The 13598-nt window shown below is 72.6% G+C and carries 15 protein-coding genes; 6 read left to right on the top strand and 9 right to left on the bottom strand.

Translation table 11 applies throughout. The features are described 5' to 3' along the window. Positions 1 to 411: 411 nt before the first annotated feature. Complete coding sequence (locus tag L0984_RS09035) at positions 412 to 1338, bottom strand: gamma-glutamyl-gamma-aminobutyrate hydrolase family protein (RefSeq protein ID WP_234193367.1); 927 nt, start codon at positions 1336 to 1338, stop codon at positions 412 to 414. 286 nt (positions 1339 to 1624) lie between these two features. Between L0984_RS09035 and infA the strand changes: the two genes are divergently transcribed. The 3 genes from infA to L0984_RS09020 all read left to right on the top strand — a co-directional run bounded on the left by infA (position 1625) and on the right by L0984_RS09020 (position 3866). Further along, on the top strand, positions 1625 to 1879 hold the full coding sequence (gene infA, locus L0984_RS09030; RefSeq protein WP_017757760.1) for a translation initiation factor IF-1: 255 nt from the start codon (positions 1625 to 1627) through the stop codon (positions 1877 to 1879). A gap of 190 nt (positions 1880 to 2069) precedes the next feature. Beyond that, the gene (locus tag L0984_RS09025; protein ID WP_370645938.1) at positions 2070 to 2399 is read left to right on the top strand and encodes a hypothetical protein; all 330 of its coding nucleotides are present in this window, start codon (positions 2070 to 2072) and stop codon (positions 2397 to 2399) included. Between the two features lie 201 nt (positions 2400 to 2600). Continuing rightward, positions 2601 to 3866: an MFS transporter gene (locus L0984_RS09020; RefSeq protein ID WP_370645916.1), complete on the top strand. Its 1266-nt coding sequence runs from the start codon at positions 2601 to 2603 to the stop codon at positions 3864 to 3866. A gap of 102 nt (positions 3867 to 3968) precedes the next feature. Here L0984_RS09020 and L0984_RS09015 read toward each other — a convergent pair whose 3' ends face one another. Then, the gene (locus tag L0984_RS09015) at positions 3969 to 5480 is read right to left on the bottom strand and encodes a CYTH and CHAD domain-containing protein (protein ID WP_234193366.1); all 1512 of its coding nucleotides are present in this window, start codon (positions 5478 to 5480) and stop codon (positions 3969 to 3971) included. 158 nt (positions 5481 to 5638) lie between these two features. Between L0984_RS09015 and L0984_RS09010 the strand changes: the two genes are divergently transcribed. Beyond that, entirely contained in the window at positions 5639 to 6418 is a 780-nt protein-coding gene (locus L0984_RS09010; RefSeq protein ID WP_234193364.1) for a transglutaminase family protein, read from the top strand. A 54-nt stretch (positions 6419 to 6472) separates the two neighbouring features. Here L0984_RS09010 and L0984_RS09005 read toward each other — a convergent pair whose 3' ends face one another. The 4 genes from L0984_RS09005 to L0984_RS08990 form a co-directional block, all read right to left on the bottom strand. Continuing rightward, entirely contained in the window at positions 6473 to 6754 is a 282-nt protein-coding gene (locus tag L0984_RS09005) for a hypothetical protein (RefSeq protein WP_017761788.1), read from the bottom strand. 148 nt (positions 6755 to 6902) lie between these two features. Next, positions 6903 to 8063, bottom strand: a complete 1161-nt coding sequence (locus L0984_RS09000; protein ID WP_234193362.1) for a YihY/virulence factor BrkB family protein — start codon at positions 8061 to 8063, stop codon at positions 6903 to 6905. Positions 8064 to 8187: 124 nt separating this feature from the next. Then, positions 8188 to 8406 carry a DUF3606 domain-containing protein gene (locus L0984_RS08995; protein WP_234193361.1) on the bottom strand — a complete coding sequence of 73 codons (219 nt, stop codon included), beginning with the start codon at positions 8404 to 8406 and terminating at the stop codon, positions 8188 to 8190. 35 nt (positions 8407 to 8441) lie between these two features. Beyond that, the gene (locus tag L0984_RS08990) at positions 8442 to 9158 is read right to left on the bottom strand and encodes a sensor histidine kinase (protein WP_234193360.1); all 717 of its coding nucleotides are present in this window, start codon (positions 9156 to 9158) and stop codon (positions 8442 to 8444) included. 287 nt (positions 9159 to 9445) lie between these two features. Here L0984_RS08990 and L0984_RS08985 point away from each other — a divergent pair, with 287 nt between their 5' ends. Then, complete coding sequence (locus L0984_RS08985) at positions 9446 to 9925, top strand: FKBP-type peptidyl-prolyl cis-trans isomerase (protein WP_234193359.1); 480 nt, start codon at positions 9446 to 9448, stop codon at positions 9923 to 9925. 78 nt (positions 9926 to 10003) lie between these two features. Here L0984_RS08985 and L0984_RS08980 read toward each other — a convergent pair whose 3' ends face one another. The 3 genes from L0984_RS08980 to L0984_RS08970 all read right to left on the bottom strand — a co-directional run bounded on the left by L0984_RS08980 (position 10004) and on the right by L0984_RS08970 (position 12330). Then, positions 10004 to 11464 carry an amidase family protein gene (locus L0984_RS08980; protein ID WP_234193358.1) on the bottom strand — a complete coding sequence of 487 codons (1461 nt, stop codon included), beginning with the start codon at positions 11462 to 11464 and terminating at the stop codon, positions 10004 to 10006. A gap of 92 nt (positions 11465 to 11556) precedes the next feature. Beyond that, positions 11557 to 11937 carry a response regulator transcription factor gene (locus L0984_RS08975; protein WP_234193357.1) on the bottom strand — a complete coding sequence of 127 codons (381 nt, stop codon included), beginning with the start codon at positions 11935 to 11937 and terminating at the stop codon, positions 11557 to 11559. Between the two features lie 105 nt (positions 11938 to 12042). Beyond that, entirely contained in the window at positions 12043 to 12330 is a 288-nt protein-coding gene (locus tag L0984_RS08970; RefSeq protein ID WP_234193356.1) for a hypothetical protein, read from the bottom strand. 216 nt (positions 12331 to 12546) lie between these two features. Between L0984_RS08970 and L0984_RS08965 the strand changes: the two genes are divergently transcribed. Next, positions 12547 to 13578: a pirin family protein gene (locus L0984_RS08965; RefSeq protein ID WP_234193355.1), complete on the top strand. Its 1032-nt coding sequence runs from the start codon at positions 12547 to 12549 to the stop codon at positions 13576 to 13578. Positions 13579 to 13598: the final 20 nt, after the last annotated feature.

Here is a 13598-nt window from a genome sequence, read left to right as displayed (position 1 = left end):
TGCGGCCCACGGCCCCCAAGGCCCCAAGGCCCCAAGGTCCCAAGGTCCCAAGGTCCCGAGGCCCGAAAAGGGGAGGGTTCGCCAGCATCGTCTAGGCGGAGGATGACGGTGTGCGCGCGGAGGTGCCATTCGCGGCGCCGTGCAGTGCAGAATGCGCGTCGGTGGAAAGCGGGCACCCGTGTGGTGAGGCAAGTCGGTCAGCGCGAGCGTGCACCGGGAGCGCGCATGCCGGCGTCCTCTGCCGGGTTAGTGCCCGCGCCCTTCGCGCCACCGACCCCGAACCGAACCCCGAACCCCGAACCCCGAACCCCGAACCCGGGAAAACCGTCAGCACCGCCATCCCGAGCTATCGAGCCACCACCGAGCCATGACCGTGGGAAGCGCGGCCTCCCGCCACCTGAATCCCGCCCCTCAGTCCCGCCGCAACAACGCCTGCCGCAGCAGCCGCGAAGCGCGGTCGCGGATGCGGCCCGGCATCTGGCGCAGCGGCCGGTGCGGCTGCACCCGCGCGGTGGCGCAGGCCCACAGGAAGTCGTGAAGGATCGGCGTGTCGTTGATCGTCTCGGTGCTGCCGTACTTGTGGAACTCCGGGTGCCACTGCGTCGCGGCGATGTAGCTGTGACTGCCCTGGTCCGGCCGGCGCCGGATCGCCTCGGGCACATGGTCCGGCAGGCTCCAGGCCTCCACCTCGAAGCCCGGTGCCAGGTTCCGGATGCCCTGGTGGTGGATGCTGTTGACCCGCGCCTGTCCCACTCCCGGGTACATCTGCGCCAGCCGCGTGCCGGGCACGATCTCGATGCCGTGGAAGTTCTGGTCGTAGGCCACCGGGTCGCGGTGGCGCAGCGTCTGCGGATGGCCGTGCTGTTCCTCGATGTCCTGGTAGAGCGAGCCGCCGAAGGCCACGTTGATCAGCTGCAGCCCGCGGCAGACCCCGAAGATCGGCTTGCCCGCCTGCTCGAAGGCCTCCACCAGCGCCAGGTCGTACAGGTCGCGGATGCGGTCGCCGATCCAGGCTTCCTTCAAGGGCTCCTCGCCGTAGCTGCCGGGCCACACGTCGGCGCCGCCATGCATCACCACCCCGTCCAGCCACTCGGCATAGTGGGCCAGGCTGGTGTCGCCGCGCGCCGTGTCGCCGGTGGGGCAGGGCACCATCACCACCATCGCGCCGGCCGACATCAGCCAATGGCAGATGGACTGCTCCACATACTGCAGCGTCTTGTTGGTGAACAGCGACCGCTTGGGATCGGCATGCGAGAAGCAGGCCGACAGGCCGATCTTGAGGCGGGCGGAGACGGGCGGGGCGCCGCTGGACAGCGGCAACCGGGAGGCGCGGGACATGCCTGCATGGTGCGCGCAGGCCACGCCCGGGCGTGTCGGCCAAGGGCGCGTCTGGCCTGGGAAGGGCGCCAGGCCACCGACTGCGCCGCTACAATCCCGCGGTTTTGCACCGCGCGGGCTGTCCGCGCGTGGCGACATTCAAGCGTTGAGATCGTGGCGATCCGTTTGTGGGTCGCCACGCACCCCTGACAGTTTCGCGCCCGCCTTCTCCACGTACACAGGCTCGGGCGCCGGCAACGGCAGCCGGTTCGGGTACCGGCGTCCTGCCTCCGAGAGGACACACGACATGGCGAAGGAAGAGCTGATTGAAATGCAAGGGGCGGTCACCGAAGTGCTGCCCGACTCGCGCTACCGCGTGACGCTGGAAAACGGCCACGAGGTCATCGCGTACAGCGGCGGCAAGGTGCGCAAGAACCACATCCGTATCATCCTGGGCGACAAGGTGTCGCTGGAGATGTCGCCCTACGACCTGAGCAAGGGCCGCATCACCTTCCGCCACCTCGAGCGCCGCGGCCCGCCGCCCGAAGGCTCCCGCCGCTGACCGAGGCGGCGCCTGCGCAGTGCCGCAGGGCTGGCCGGCCCGGCGACCACGGCGACGGGCCTTCGATGAAGCCGTCCTTCGGACGGCGCAAGGTCTTCGGGGCGCTCGCGCTTCATGGTCCAGGGTCCCGCACAGGGGCCCTGTCCTTCTTTTCACCACCCAGGGTCTCGCAGGAGGCCCTTTCTTGTTTGTGCCCATGGACGGCGAAGACCAGCAGACCGAGATCCCTCCTTCCTTCCTCGCGCTGTACGCCGACGCCCGCCAGCGCCTGCGCGAGCCGCTGGCCGTGGTGCGCCAGCGCTACGAGCTGTGCGAGGACCTGGCCCAACTGCTGACCGGGCAGGCCCTGGGCCTGTCGCAGAGCGGCACGGTGAGCGACCAGGAGGTGCTGCAGCGCTGCCTGGACGGCCTGCGCAGTGCCGATTCCGGCCTGGCGGCCGACGAGGCCGGCTGGACGGTGCAGCGGCTGGCCGAACTGCTGGGCTGGGGCTGGACGAGCAGCCCCGACCGTCCGGACTGAGCCGCCCACGCACCGTCCTGGCTCAGCGCGCCGAAGCCGGGACATGCACGGGCCGGCCCCTCGACACAGCCACGGCGAACGGATCGGCGCCCCGACCCCTGCCTCGCAGGCGCCACACGCCCCGGCGGCTTTCACGGTAGGCTCCGACGCTGGAGACACCACCCAGAACGCGTCCACACCCGATGGGCGCACGCGCCGCCCATGACCCCGCCGCCTTCCGCCAGCGCCGCCGACCCGGCGCCCCGTCCCACGCCCGCCACCCGCGCCTCGACCCCCAGCCCCTGGACCATGCTGCTGGTGCTGAGCACCGGCTTCGCGCTCAGCCAGGCCTTCCGCACCGTGGCCGCCATCATGGCCGCGCCGCTGGCGGCCGACTTCCACCTCAGCCCGCAGGCCCTGGGCCTGTTCGCCGGTGCCTTCCATTTCGCCTTCGGCGCGCTGCAGCTCCTGATGGGCATCGGCATCGACCTGCAGGGCGTGCGGCGCACCGTGCTGGTGGCCTTTCCGCTGGCCATCGGCGGGGCGGTGCTGTCGGCGCTGGCGCCCAGCTTCGGCGTGCTGGTGGTGGGGCAGGTGCTGATCGGCATCGGCTGCGCACCGGCCTTCCTCGTGTGCACCGTCTTCATCGCGCGGCACTTCGCGCCGGAGCGCTTCGCGGCGGTGTCGGGCGCCATCCTCGGCCTGGGCAGCTGCGGCATGCTGGTCACGGGCACCCCGCTGGCCTGGCTGATCGAGGCCAGCTCCTGGCGCATGGGCTTCTGGGTGCTGGCAGCAGCCTCGCTGCTGGCCTGGGCCGCCATCGCGGCGGTCGTGCATGAGCCGGCCCCGGCCGCGGACGCGCCGCGCGAAGCGTTGGGCAGCGCCGTGCGCACCTTCGCCGGCCTGCTGCTGCTGCCGCACACCTGGGGCATCCTGGCACTCGCGCTGGTCACCTATGCCTCCTTCGTGGCGCTGCGCGGCCTGTGGCTGGGGCCGATGCTGATGCAACGCCATGGCTTCTCGCTGATGGCCAGCGGGAACGTGGCGCTGTTGATGACGGTGATCGCCATCGGCGGGCCGCCGCTCTTCGGCCGCATCGATCCGGGGGCGGCACGGCGCCGGCGCTGGTTGGTCGGCTTCACCGTGGTCTGCGCCGGGCTCTTCGCGGTGCTGGCCTTCGACACGCATGCCGGTGCGGACATCGCGCTGGCCCTGGCCATCGGCCTGCTCTCGGGCTACATGGTGCTGCAGTACCCGGACGTGAAGGGCGCCTACCCGATGGCCGTCACGGGCCGGGCCATGGCGCTGTTCACCATGGCGATGTTCCTGGGCGTGGCGCTGATGCAGTGGGTGACCGGGGCCATCGCCACGGCGGCGCAGTCGCGGGGCATCGAGCCCTTCCAGGCCGTCTTCGGCGCGATCTCGCTGATGCTGGCGGCCGGGGCACTGGCCTACCGCGTGCTGCCGCAGCCGCCGCGGGAGGGGTGAGGGCGGGGCCTGCCGGGGCAGCACCCTGGGGCGGCTCCCCTCTCTCCCCAACCCCTCTCCCGCGAGGGGAGAGGGGCCGAGACACCCGGGCGCCGTGGCCTCTCAGTCCTTGCGGCGGCCCTTCCAGAACTTCGGCGCATCCGCGAGCCGGCGCAAGGCCTTGCCGGCCTTCTTCGCCGTGCGGGGCTGCTGCGCCGCCAGCCAGCCGATGGCGAACCAGGCATGCGCGTCCTGCTCGGCCGCCTCTTCGTAGAGGCGGCGGGCCGTCACCTGGTCGTTGAACAGGCCCAGCGCGTCCTGCGCGGGGCGCAACTGGTCGAGGTAGCGGGTCGTGCGGCCGGCGTCCAGCAAGGGCGCGACGAACTCGGCCAGGTAGCGCAGCCGCTTGAGCCGCTTGCGGGTGCGATGGCGCTGGTCATCGTCCAGCTGGTCGAAGCGCTCCGCGTCGCGCAGCGACTGCCGGTGCAGCCGGCGCAGGCGGTGGCGCAGGTGGGCGAGCGTGGCGTCGGCGTCGAGCGTCCCGACGCCCTCGGCCGGGTCTTCGGCCGCGCGGCCTGCCAGGGCCACCAGCACGCCCTGGAAGGCCGGCTCGCGCACCGCGTCCGCGGGCGTGGGCGCATCGCCCGCTTCGGGCACAAGCACCGCCGGTGCATCGCTGCCTTCCATCCATCGGCGCGATTCGGCCACCACCTGCGTCCGGTCGCGCTGCGCGCCCAGGGCGTGGAACGCGCGCTGCAGTGGCGCCTCCCAGGCCGGGTCCAGCCCGCCGGCCAGCGGCGCCAGCTCGCGCAGCGCGGTGCGCAGGCGGCGCAGGCCGATGCGCAACTGGTGGATCTGCTCTTCGTCTTCGCTGCCCTCAGCGATCTCGCTGGCATTGGGCAGGACCTGGGCGAGGCAGGCGGCGATCACGAGGCGCTGCAGCGCCGCGCCATCGGGTGGGCTGGCTTCCTCGAAGCGGGGCGTCTCGGCCTTGACCGCGGGCACATGGGCGATGCCCTTCATCAGCCGCTCGCCTCGCTCGGCCTTGGAGACGGTGCCCAGCCACAGGCCATGGCGCTGCGCCCAATCCCGGGACAGGGCGACCAGGCCCGCGAGCGGGCCCTGCACCAGTTCCAGTTCCAGCTCGCACACGGGGGCCACGCGCATCGGGCCCCCGGCGGGCGCCTGCGCGACGATCTTGCCCACGTCCAGCGCCAGCTCGACCCGGGCACCCTCGTGGCGGATGTCGCGCGCCAGGCGCCAGATGTCGGTGGCGTAGGTCTCGACCAGGTCCTCGCCTGCGGCCTGCAGCACCTGCACCAGGCGCTCGCCCACGGGCGTGCCCTGATGGCGCAGAAGGTCGGGCCGCAGCAGGTCGGTGGCGCGGGCGGCGCCCAGGTCGGCGTTGTGCTCCAGCCGCTGCAGCAGGCCGTGCCCCGCGGCCTTGACCGTCTGCACCCAGCGGCGGCCTTCCTTGCGCAGGCGCAGCGCCATGCCCGCGGCGGCCAGGGCGCCACCGGGCGTGTCGAAGTAGCGGGCCTGCATGCGGGTGCGTTGCACGGCGCCCTGGCGCAGGTCGGCCTCGACCGCGGCCAGCCGCTCGGCGGGGATGTGGAACTTGAATTCGGTTTCCATGGGTGCTTGGTAGGAGTGCGCGTGCCGCGGCGTTGGCGTCCAGCGGCTCGGGCCTCCAGCCGACAGGCCGCGCGGGCGTCGGTGCCCAGAATGCCGCCGCCTGCCGATGGTGGCAGGCCTGTGTGTCATTGTCCCCGTCGACCGAGCCGAGCCCTTTCATGCGCCTCAAAGCCACCAATTTCCTCAAGCTGGACTGCCAGCAGCCCTGCCCCGTCGTCGCCATGCTGCGCCCGCGCAGTGGCTTGGCCCAATGGGTGGTCAGCGAGCACTACCACCTGCGGCCCTGGGTGCCCACGGTGGAGTACGTGGACCCGTACGGCAACCTCGGCCAGCGCTTCGTGGTGCCGGCCGGGGGCATGGAGATCGAGGTGCAGGTGGAGATGGAGACCGAGGACGCCCTCGCCGTCGAGCCCGCCGCGCCGGTCACGCCCGTGGACCAGTTGCCCGACGCGGCGCTGATGTACCTGCTGCCCAGTCGCTACTGCCCGTCGGACCGGCTGGCCGGCCGCGCGCGCGAGATCGTCGGCGACCTCCCGGCCGGCTATGCGCAGGTGGAGGCCATCCGGCGTTGGATCCACGAGCACATCACCTACGAATACGGCGTGAGCGACGCCAGCACCGACGCGCTGGGCACGCTGAACCTCGGCAAGGGCGTGTGCCGGGACTTCTCGCACGTGGGCATCGCGCTCACGCGGGCGCTGCAGATCCCCGCGCGGCAGGTGGTCGGCTATCTGCACAAGCTCGACCCGATGGACATGCACGCCTGGTTCGAGGCCTTCATCGGCGGCCGCTGGTACACCTTCGACGCCACCCAGGCCGAGCCGCGCGGCGGCCGCCTGGTGGTGGGCTACGGCCGCGACGCAGCGGACGTGGCCTTCATCTCCAACTACGGCGAGATCGCGATCGAGGAGATGCGCGTGACGGTCGAGCAGGTGTAGCCCGCCGCAGGCGCGGCGGCAACGCCCGGCCCTGCGCATCAGGCGCCGCGCCGCTCAGTGCCAGCCGCGGTGCCAGCCGTAGACGGGGTGGTACCAGCCCCAGCCGTGGCGCGGGTGGTAGTGCCACACATAGCCCGGAGCCGGCATCGCATAGGTGGGCGCCACATAGACCACGGTGGGCGGCGGTGCATACACGGGCGGCGTGACCACCACAGGCCGCGGCACCACGTGCACCGGCTCGGGGGCCACCACGCACCCGGCCAGCAGCGCGGCCGGCAGCACGGCCAGCGCACACAGCCGGAAGGGGGAGGAAGAGGGGCGGGAGCTTGTCTTCATGGGCGGATGTTCGAAGTGCCCGGTCGGGCGATGTCCCCGATCAACGCCTGCGCGCATCCGCCCGGCGGACCGCCGGCGTGTAAAGAAGGGTTTTACTCGTTTACTCAGCCGGTCGTCAGTCGTTTTCAGCGCACTGCCCGTAGCTTCTTCAGGCGGTGGTGCCGCGCGGGCCACTGCGCCGGCCGAATGCCTTGCGCCGCAGCTTGTCCTTCTTGCGCAGGCGCTTCTGCCACTGCGAGGCGGCCACGCTCAGCACGGTGGCGCCACCGAGCAGCAGCAGCTGTCGCGCCAGGTCGCGCGTGGCGCCCTGCAGCCGCCGGTCCACCTCGGCCTGCACCTCGCCGGTCTGCGTCAGCGCCACGGCCGCGGGCGGCAGCGGCGCGTCGCCCGCGTCGGGCTGGCCGGTCGTGGTCTGGGTGGGCACGGCGGGCGGCTGGGCCGCGCTGGCGGCCAGCCGCGCATCGGCCACCGAGCCGTGCTCCAGCGCATAGACCTTGGTGAACTCCGCACCCAGCAGGAAGATCTGCGCCGCGTAGTACACCCACACCAGCAGCACCACCAGCGAGCCGGCGGCCGCGAAGGACTCGGTCATGCTGCTGCGGCCCAGGTACAGCGCGATGGCCGTCTTGCCCACCTGGAAGAGCATCGACGTGACGGCGGCACCCACCCACACGTCGCGCCAGGCGATGCGCGTGGTGGGCATGAACTTGTAGATCATGGCGAACAGCAGCGTCATGATCGCGAAGGAGATGGCGATGTTGAGCAGCTGCAGCATCAGCTCCCAGCCCGGCAGCAGCGCGCCCACCCAGCTGCCCATGGCGGCCAGGAAGGCCGACACCAGCAGCGACACCATCAACAGGAAGGCCAGCCCCAGGATCAGCCCGAAGGAGAGCACCCGCGCCCGCAGCACCGACCACACGCCCTTGGGCTTGGCCGAGGGCGGCACATGCCAGATGCGGTCCAGCGCGCTCTGCAGTTCAGCGAACACGGTGGTGGCACCGACGATGAGCACGCCCACGCCGATCAGCCCCGCCACCAGCCCTTTGCCGGGCTCGCTGGCGCTGCGGATCAGGCCCTGCACCGCGATGGCCGCCTCGCGGCCGATGAGGCCGGAGAGCTGGCCCACGATCTCGCCCTGCACCGCCTCGCGGCCGAACAGCGCGCCGGCAATGGCGATCACGATCACCAGCAGCGGCGCGAGCGAGAAGAGGGTGTAGTAGCTGATCGCGGCCCCCATGCTGGGGGCGAAGTCGTCGCTCCAGGCGACGACGGCTTTCTTGCACAGCGAGAAGAGTTGCTTGAAGGTCATGGCGGCGGCTTTCTGGAGACGCGTACGACGGCGCACGGATGCCGCCAGTGTGCGGTCCCCGCGCTGCTGCGGCCATGCGTCAAGGCGCGCTTTGCGGGTAGGCCAAGTGCGATGCGCGGCGGGGTCAGGCCGGTGGCCGCTCCTGCTGGGCCGTGCCGTCGCCGTCCGCAAGGTGGCGGGCGACGTCGGTGGCGCGGTCGCCGACGGCGGCCACCGCGGCGCGCAGCCGCGCCTCGTCGATGTCCATGCGGCGTGCCCATTCGGCCACCGCGCCCTCGGACTGCAGGTCGATACGGTCAGGGTCGTTGCCGGCGGGGGCGATGAGGGTGTGGTCGTCGGGCATGAGGGGCTCCTGCAAAGGGGGAAGAAAGAAAAGGGTCAAAGGGCCGCCGCGGCGCGCGCGAAGCTCGCGACCAGGGTGCGCCCGGGCGGTGCCGCCTGGCGCATCACCTCCAGCCGGCCGCTCTGGCTGCGCACGGCGTCGCGCAGGCGGTCCTCGCCGCCTCCGTCGGGTGCCTCGCCTTCCGCCGGCGTGGGCGCATGCACCGCGATGCGGAAGCGCTCGGGCTCCACGATGGAGGCGACGATGAGCCCGCTGCCCGGGGTCGCGACGGCGGCGGCTTCGGCCACCATGCGGCCCACCAGCTGGGCCAGGCGGTCCGGGTCGGCCTGGCAATGGCCTTCGCCCAGCCGGTCGTGCTCCAGCGCATGGCCGGGGAAGGCCTGCGCCAGCGTCTCCACGCACTGGGCCACCAGCGCATGCAGGGCCACGGGGCGGTGCGGCTCGTCGGCGCTGGCGGCGGTCTGGGCCTCGGCGATGCGCTGGTCGATCAGCTGCTGGGCGCGCTCGCCGGCGCTGTCGATGTGGTCCAGCACCTGCCGCTGCTGCGGATCGAGCGCCCCGCGGCGCAGTAGCTCGGTGCCCAGCCGGATGGCGCCCAGCGGGTTGCGCAGGTCGTGGCTCAGCCGGGCGAGCTGGCGCTCCAGCTGGTGCACCTGGGCCTGGAGCGCGTCGCGCATGGCCTCCAGCGGCTGCAGGTCGGGCCGGCCGTGGGACGCGGGCGGCTCGGCGGGGGCGGAATCCGGGTCGTGCATGGGCGCTCCTGGATGCGGGAACGGAAAGGCGATGGGTGGGGACGGGAGGACGATGGTCGGGCGCGCGCCGGGGTGCGCCGATGCGCCGTCGGCGCCACCGCGGGTAGGCCAATGACGACGCCACGGGCCCTGGGCACGGCGGCGGTGCGCGCGCCGGCCTTCACGCACAATCGGCAGCCCTGTGGCGGGCCCCGGCGCCCCCAGGCCGGCGGCGCGCCTGCTTGCAGCGCAAGGCCGGCCCACCTCTTACGAACAGGCCGTCCGCGGCCCTCCAGCCTTTTTCCTTCATGCAGATCACCCAAGACACCGTCGTCACCCTGCGCCTGCGCATCGCGGACGCCCAGAGCGGCCAGCTGCTCGACAGCCCCAAGGAGCCGGTCGTGTACCTGCACGGCGGCTACGACAACATCCTGCCCGCCATCGAGACGGCCCTGGACGGCCAGACGGCCGGCCACCAGGCCACGCTGAACCTGTCGCCCGAGCAGGCCTTCGGCGCGCGCGACGAGAGCCTGCTGCGCACCATCCCCAAGAGCGAATTCCCGCCGGGCGTGAAGGTCGGCGGCCAGCTGCGCGGCCAGCTCGACAACGGCGAGCCGCATGTGTTCAACGTGGTCAAGATCAAGGGGCCGCAGGTGCTGCTGGACGGCAACCATCCCCTGGCCGGCCGCAGCCTGCGCATCCAGCTGAACGTGGTGGCCGTGCGTGCCGCCACCGGCGAGGAGATCGCCCATCGCCATGTGCATGGCGATGGTGGCCATCACCACTGAAGGCCCTGGTGCCTTGCCCCGGCGCGGCCCGGGGCTGCCGTAGACGCGACGGGACGTGCCCGGCGCCCCAAGGCGGTCTCAGCCGCGCGGCGTCACGGGAGAGGGCGGCGTGCCGCGGGTCTCGATGGCCTCGGCGGCTTCCAGGCACAGGTCCTCGCGGAAGCGGGCCGCCACCAGTTGCACGCCCACGGGCGCCGGACCGTGCTCACCCTCGGCCATGCCGGTGCTCACCGTCAGGCCCGGCAGGCCCATGAAGGGCAGCGCGATCTGCGTCATCTGCGCTGCCCACACGCGGGCATAGCCTTCGGGGCCCTGCAGGTCCAGGTCGACCGGGAAGGGCAGCTCGGCCGACACCGGCAGCAGCACCAGCGGATAGTGCTCGTGCAAAAAGCGCTGCCACTGCCGCGTGAGCGTCGCGCGCCGCACCAGGATGGCCGACAGCGCCGCGCTGTCCATGCGCGCCGCCACCTCGGCCTGCCCGCGCAGCACGACCAGCGCCGCCGGGTCGCCCTCGCGCTCGGCCGTGCGCAACTGGGCCTCGTAGCCATCGCCCACCCACAGCAGCGTCTGGTCGTCGGCAGCGGCCTTCAGCGGCGGCAGCGCCCCCACCTCGTCCACCAGCCAGCCGGCGTCGCGCAGGCGGGCGGCCGCGTCGCGCAGCGCTGCCTCGACGGGGGCGGTGGTGGCCAGGCCGTCCGGGCGCACGCACAGCGCGGCCCGGCGCGGCACGGCGGGCCCGACCAGCGGCGCCGCCACCGACCAGGGATCGCGCGCATCCGGCCGGGCCATGGCGGCCAGCGCGAGGCGCAGGTCGTGCACATGCCGCGCGATGGGGCCGGAGACGGCCGTCAGCTGGCCGCCGATGGTGCGCTCGGGACTGGAGGCATTCCACGCCGCCACCCGGCCGAAGCTGGGCCGCAGGCCATGCACGCCGCAGGCATAGGCCGGGTAGCGGATCGAGCCGGCGATGTCCGTGCCATGGCCGATGGCACCGATGCCCGCGGCCACCGCTGCGGCCGCACCGCCGGAAGAGCCGCCGGGCGTCAGCGCCGGGTTGCGCGGATTGCGCGTCACGCCGTGCAACTGGTTGCTGGTGAACCAGCGGTAGCTGAAGGCGGGCGTGTTGGTACGGCCGATGAGCACCGCGCCGGCGGCCAGCAGGCTGTCCACCAGCGGGCTGTTGTGTTCGGCGACGAGGTCCTTCTGCAGGCGCACGCCGTTGGTGGTGGCGAAGCCGGCCTGGTCGACGTTGACCTTGAGGGTGACCGGCACGCCGGCCAGCGGCCCCACCGCCTCGCCGCGGGCCAGCGCGGCGTCGATGTCGGCGGCGCGGCGCAGCGCCTCGTCGGGCCGGTGGTCGACCACGGCGTTCAGGGCGGGGTTGACCGCCTCCAGCCGCGCCAGGGCCGCCTGCGTGGCCTCGGTGGCGGAGATGCGACGACTGGCGACCAGGGCGGCCGTCTGGGCGGCGCCCAGTTGCCAGAGCTCGGTCGGCAGTGTGGAGAGGGAAGAAGAGGAAGGGGCCGGCGAGGAAGACATCCCCGAGGTGTAGCGGGATGCGTGCCCGCTTGTCCAGCACCGGCCGCGCCGCCCGTGTGCCTCAGTGCCCGGCCTGCGTGGCCGGCCGGCGCTCAGCGCACCGGCCCCTGCGCGTTGCAATAGTCGAAGAAGGCGTCCAGGTCGTTGGACTTGTCGAAGACGCGGTCGGCCCCGGCGTCGCTGCAGCGGCGGCGCATGTCGGCCGTGGCGTAGTTGGTCAGCACCACCATGCGCTGCCGTGCCCCGCCGTTGCGCACGCGGCGCAGCACACCCAGCCCCGACCCCTGGCGCAGGAAGAGGTCGACGATGGCAAGGTCCCAGCCGTCGGAATGCGACTGCATCCACCGCACCGCCTCGTCCTCCCCCTCGGCCAGCCCGACGATCTCGGCGTCGGTCAGGTCTTCGAGCGTGGGGATGAGGCTGTCCCGGATGGTGGGGTTGTCTTCGACGATAAAGATGCGGGGGGCGGCCATGGTGTGGCGCGGACTGGAACAGGGGAGCTTAAGGGCCGGGGCGGCGCGGGCGTGGGCGCCCTGGGCCTCCCTTCCTGTGGGACGCGGCCTACGGAACGGGGAGGGTCAGCGCGGGCGCGCCTTCTTTTCGACTTCGGATTGCGCGGCTTCGAGGGCGTCCAGCACCTCGGCGGAGCGGCTGATCTGCTCCTCGACCTGGCCCGACTGGTCCAGCGCCTGGGCCACGTCGCCGACCTGCACATGGTCGGGCAGCGCCTCTTCGAGCACGGTGTTCACGACAGCCAGGTTGTCGGCCGCCTGGCGGATCTCGGCGGCCACCGCCTTGGCCTGGTCGATGGTGCGCTCCAGCGCTTCGACCGCCTGCGCCGTCGGGTCCTGCTTGTCTTGACTCATTCAACGCTCCTGCGGGGGCCGGGGGGAAGGCCATGCCGCGTGTGTGACGACGGCGGATGGTAGCGCCGCCCGCCCGGGGCTGCCGGTGAATCCACTGTTGCACCCATGGTCCGGGCTGTCGCGCGGGCGGGGGCTTCCACAATGGCGATATGCGCCGCATCTTCGGCGTTCGGGCTGACCGCCAGCCTTCTTGCGAACGAACGAAAGACTCTCTCCATGAGCACCCACCCCTCCTCTGCCGTCCTGGGCGTGCACCCGCTGGGCTTTCCCTGGCCGACGGTGGACCCCTTCCTCTTCTGTGCGTACCACGACGACGGCTATCCGCGCGGCGACGGCCGCATGGCGCCGGCCGCCTCGCTGGCCGGCCGCGAGATCGGTGCCGACTTCAGCCGCAAGGACGGCTGGAGCATGTACCACGGCGAATCCGTGCCCGGCTTCCCGGCCCATCCGCACCGCGGCTTCGAGACCGTGACGCTGGTGCGCCGCGGGCTGATCGACCATTCGGACTCGCTGGGCGCCGCGGCCCGCTTCGGCGGCGGCGACGTGCAGTGGGTGACGGCCGGCCGCGGCATCGTGCATTCGGAGATGTTCCCGCTGCTGCGCGAGGACGCGGACAACCCGCTGGAGCTGTTCCAGATCTGGCTGAACCTGCCGGCGGCGCGCAAGATGGTCGATCCGCACTTCACCATGTTCTGGTCGGGCCAGGTGCCGCACTGGCGCGCCGAGGGCGTGGACGTGACCGTGGTGGCCGGCCGCCTGGACGGGGCCGACGCGCCCCTGGCGCCGCCGCCGGATTCCTGGGCGGCACAGGCCGATGCCGACGTGGCCATCTGGACCGTGCGCCTGGAGGCCGGCGCGCCCTGGACGCTGCCGGCCGCGCGGGGCCAGGGCACCCACCGGGTGCTGTACTTCTTCAAGGGCGCGTCGGCCACCGTGGGCGGGCAGGCGGTGCGGGGGCCGGCGGCCATCGAGTTGCGGGCCGATGCCGAGGTGGCGCTGCTGGCCGGTGACGAGGTCTGCGAATTCCTGCTGCTGCAGGGCCGGCCCATCGCCGAGCCCGTGGCGCAGCACGGCCCCTTCGTCATGAACTCGCAGGCCGAGATCATGCAGGCCATGCAGGACTACCGCCGCACGCAGTTCGGTGGCTGGCCCTGGCCGGACGCGGCGCCGGTGCATGGCGCGGCGCCGGAGCGCTTCGCGCGCTATCCGGACGGGCGGCGGGAAGCGGCAGTAGACGCGGAGGGCTGAGGGGGGCGTCCTGCCGCATG

The organism is Pseudacidovorax sp. NFM-22, assembly GCF_021401245.1.
Lineage (GTDB): Bacteria > Pseudomonadota > Gammaproteobacteria > Burkholderiales > Burkholderiaceae_C > Xenophilus.
Note: the sequence above shows the minus strand (reverse complement) of the source record. Positions and strands in the feature narration are given on the sequence as shown.

What these genes read in the sequence shown, in the direction of transcription:
- L0984_RS09035 (WP_234193367.1), bottom strand. Translation starts at nt 1,338, where the DNA reads ATGTCCCGCGCCTCCCGGTTGCCGCTGTCCAGCGGCGCCCCGCCCGTC.
- infA (WP_017757760.1), top strand. Translation starts at nt 1,625, where the DNA reads ATGGCGAAGGAAGAGCTGATTGAAATGCAAGGGGCGGTCACCGAAGTG.
- L0984_RS09020 (WP_370645916.1), top strand. Translation starts at nt 2,601, where the DNA reads ATGACCCCGCCGCCTTCCGCCAGCGCCGCCGACCCGGCGCCCCGTCCC.
- L0984_RS09015 (WP_234193366.1), bottom strand. Translation starts at nt 5,480, where the DNA reads ATGGAAACCGAATTCAAGTTCCACATCCCCGCCGAGCGGCTGGCCGCG.
- L0984_RS09010 (WP_234193364.1), top strand. Translation starts at nt 5,639, where the DNA reads ATGCGCCTCAAAGCCACCAATTTCCTCAAGCTGGACTGCCAGCAGCCC.
- L0984_RS09005 (WP_017761788.1), bottom strand. Translation starts at nt 6,754, where the DNA reads ATGAAGACAAGCTCCCGCCCCTCTTCCTCCCCCTTCCGGCTGTGTGCG.
- L0984_RS09000 (WP_234193362.1), bottom strand. Translation starts at nt 8,063, where the DNA reads ATGACCTTCAAGCAACTCTTCTCGCTGTGCAAGAAAGCCGTCGTCGCC.
- L0984_RS08995 (WP_234193361.1), bottom strand. Translation starts at nt 8,406, where the DNA reads ATGCCCGACGACCACACCCTCATCGCCCCCGCCGGCAACGACCCTGAC.
- L0984_RS08990 (WP_234193360.1), bottom strand. Translation starts at nt 9,158, where the DNA reads ATGCACGACCCGGATTCCGCCCCCGCCGAGCCGCCCGCGTCCCACGGC.
- L0984_RS08985 (WP_234193359.1), top strand. Translation starts at nt 9,446, where the DNA reads ATGCAGATCACCCAAGACACCGTCGTCACCCTGCGCCTGCGCATCGCG.
- L0984_RS08980 (WP_234193358.1), bottom strand. Translation starts at nt 11,464, where the DNA reads ATGTCTTCCTCGCCGGCCCCTTCCTCTTCTTCCCTCTCCACACTGCCG.
- L0984_RS08975 (WP_234193357.1), bottom strand. Translation starts at nt 11,937, where the DNA reads ATGGCCGCCCCCCGCATCTTTATCGTCGAAGACAACCCCACCATCCGG.
- L0984_RS08970 (WP_234193356.1), bottom strand. Translation starts at nt 12,330, where the DNA reads ATGAGTCAAGACAAGCAGGACCCGACGGCGCAGGCGGTCGAAGCGCTG.
- L0984_RS08965 (WP_234193355.1), top strand. Translation starts at nt 12,547, where the DNA reads ATGAGCACCCACCCCTCCTCTGCCGTCCTGGGCGTGCACCCGCTGGGC.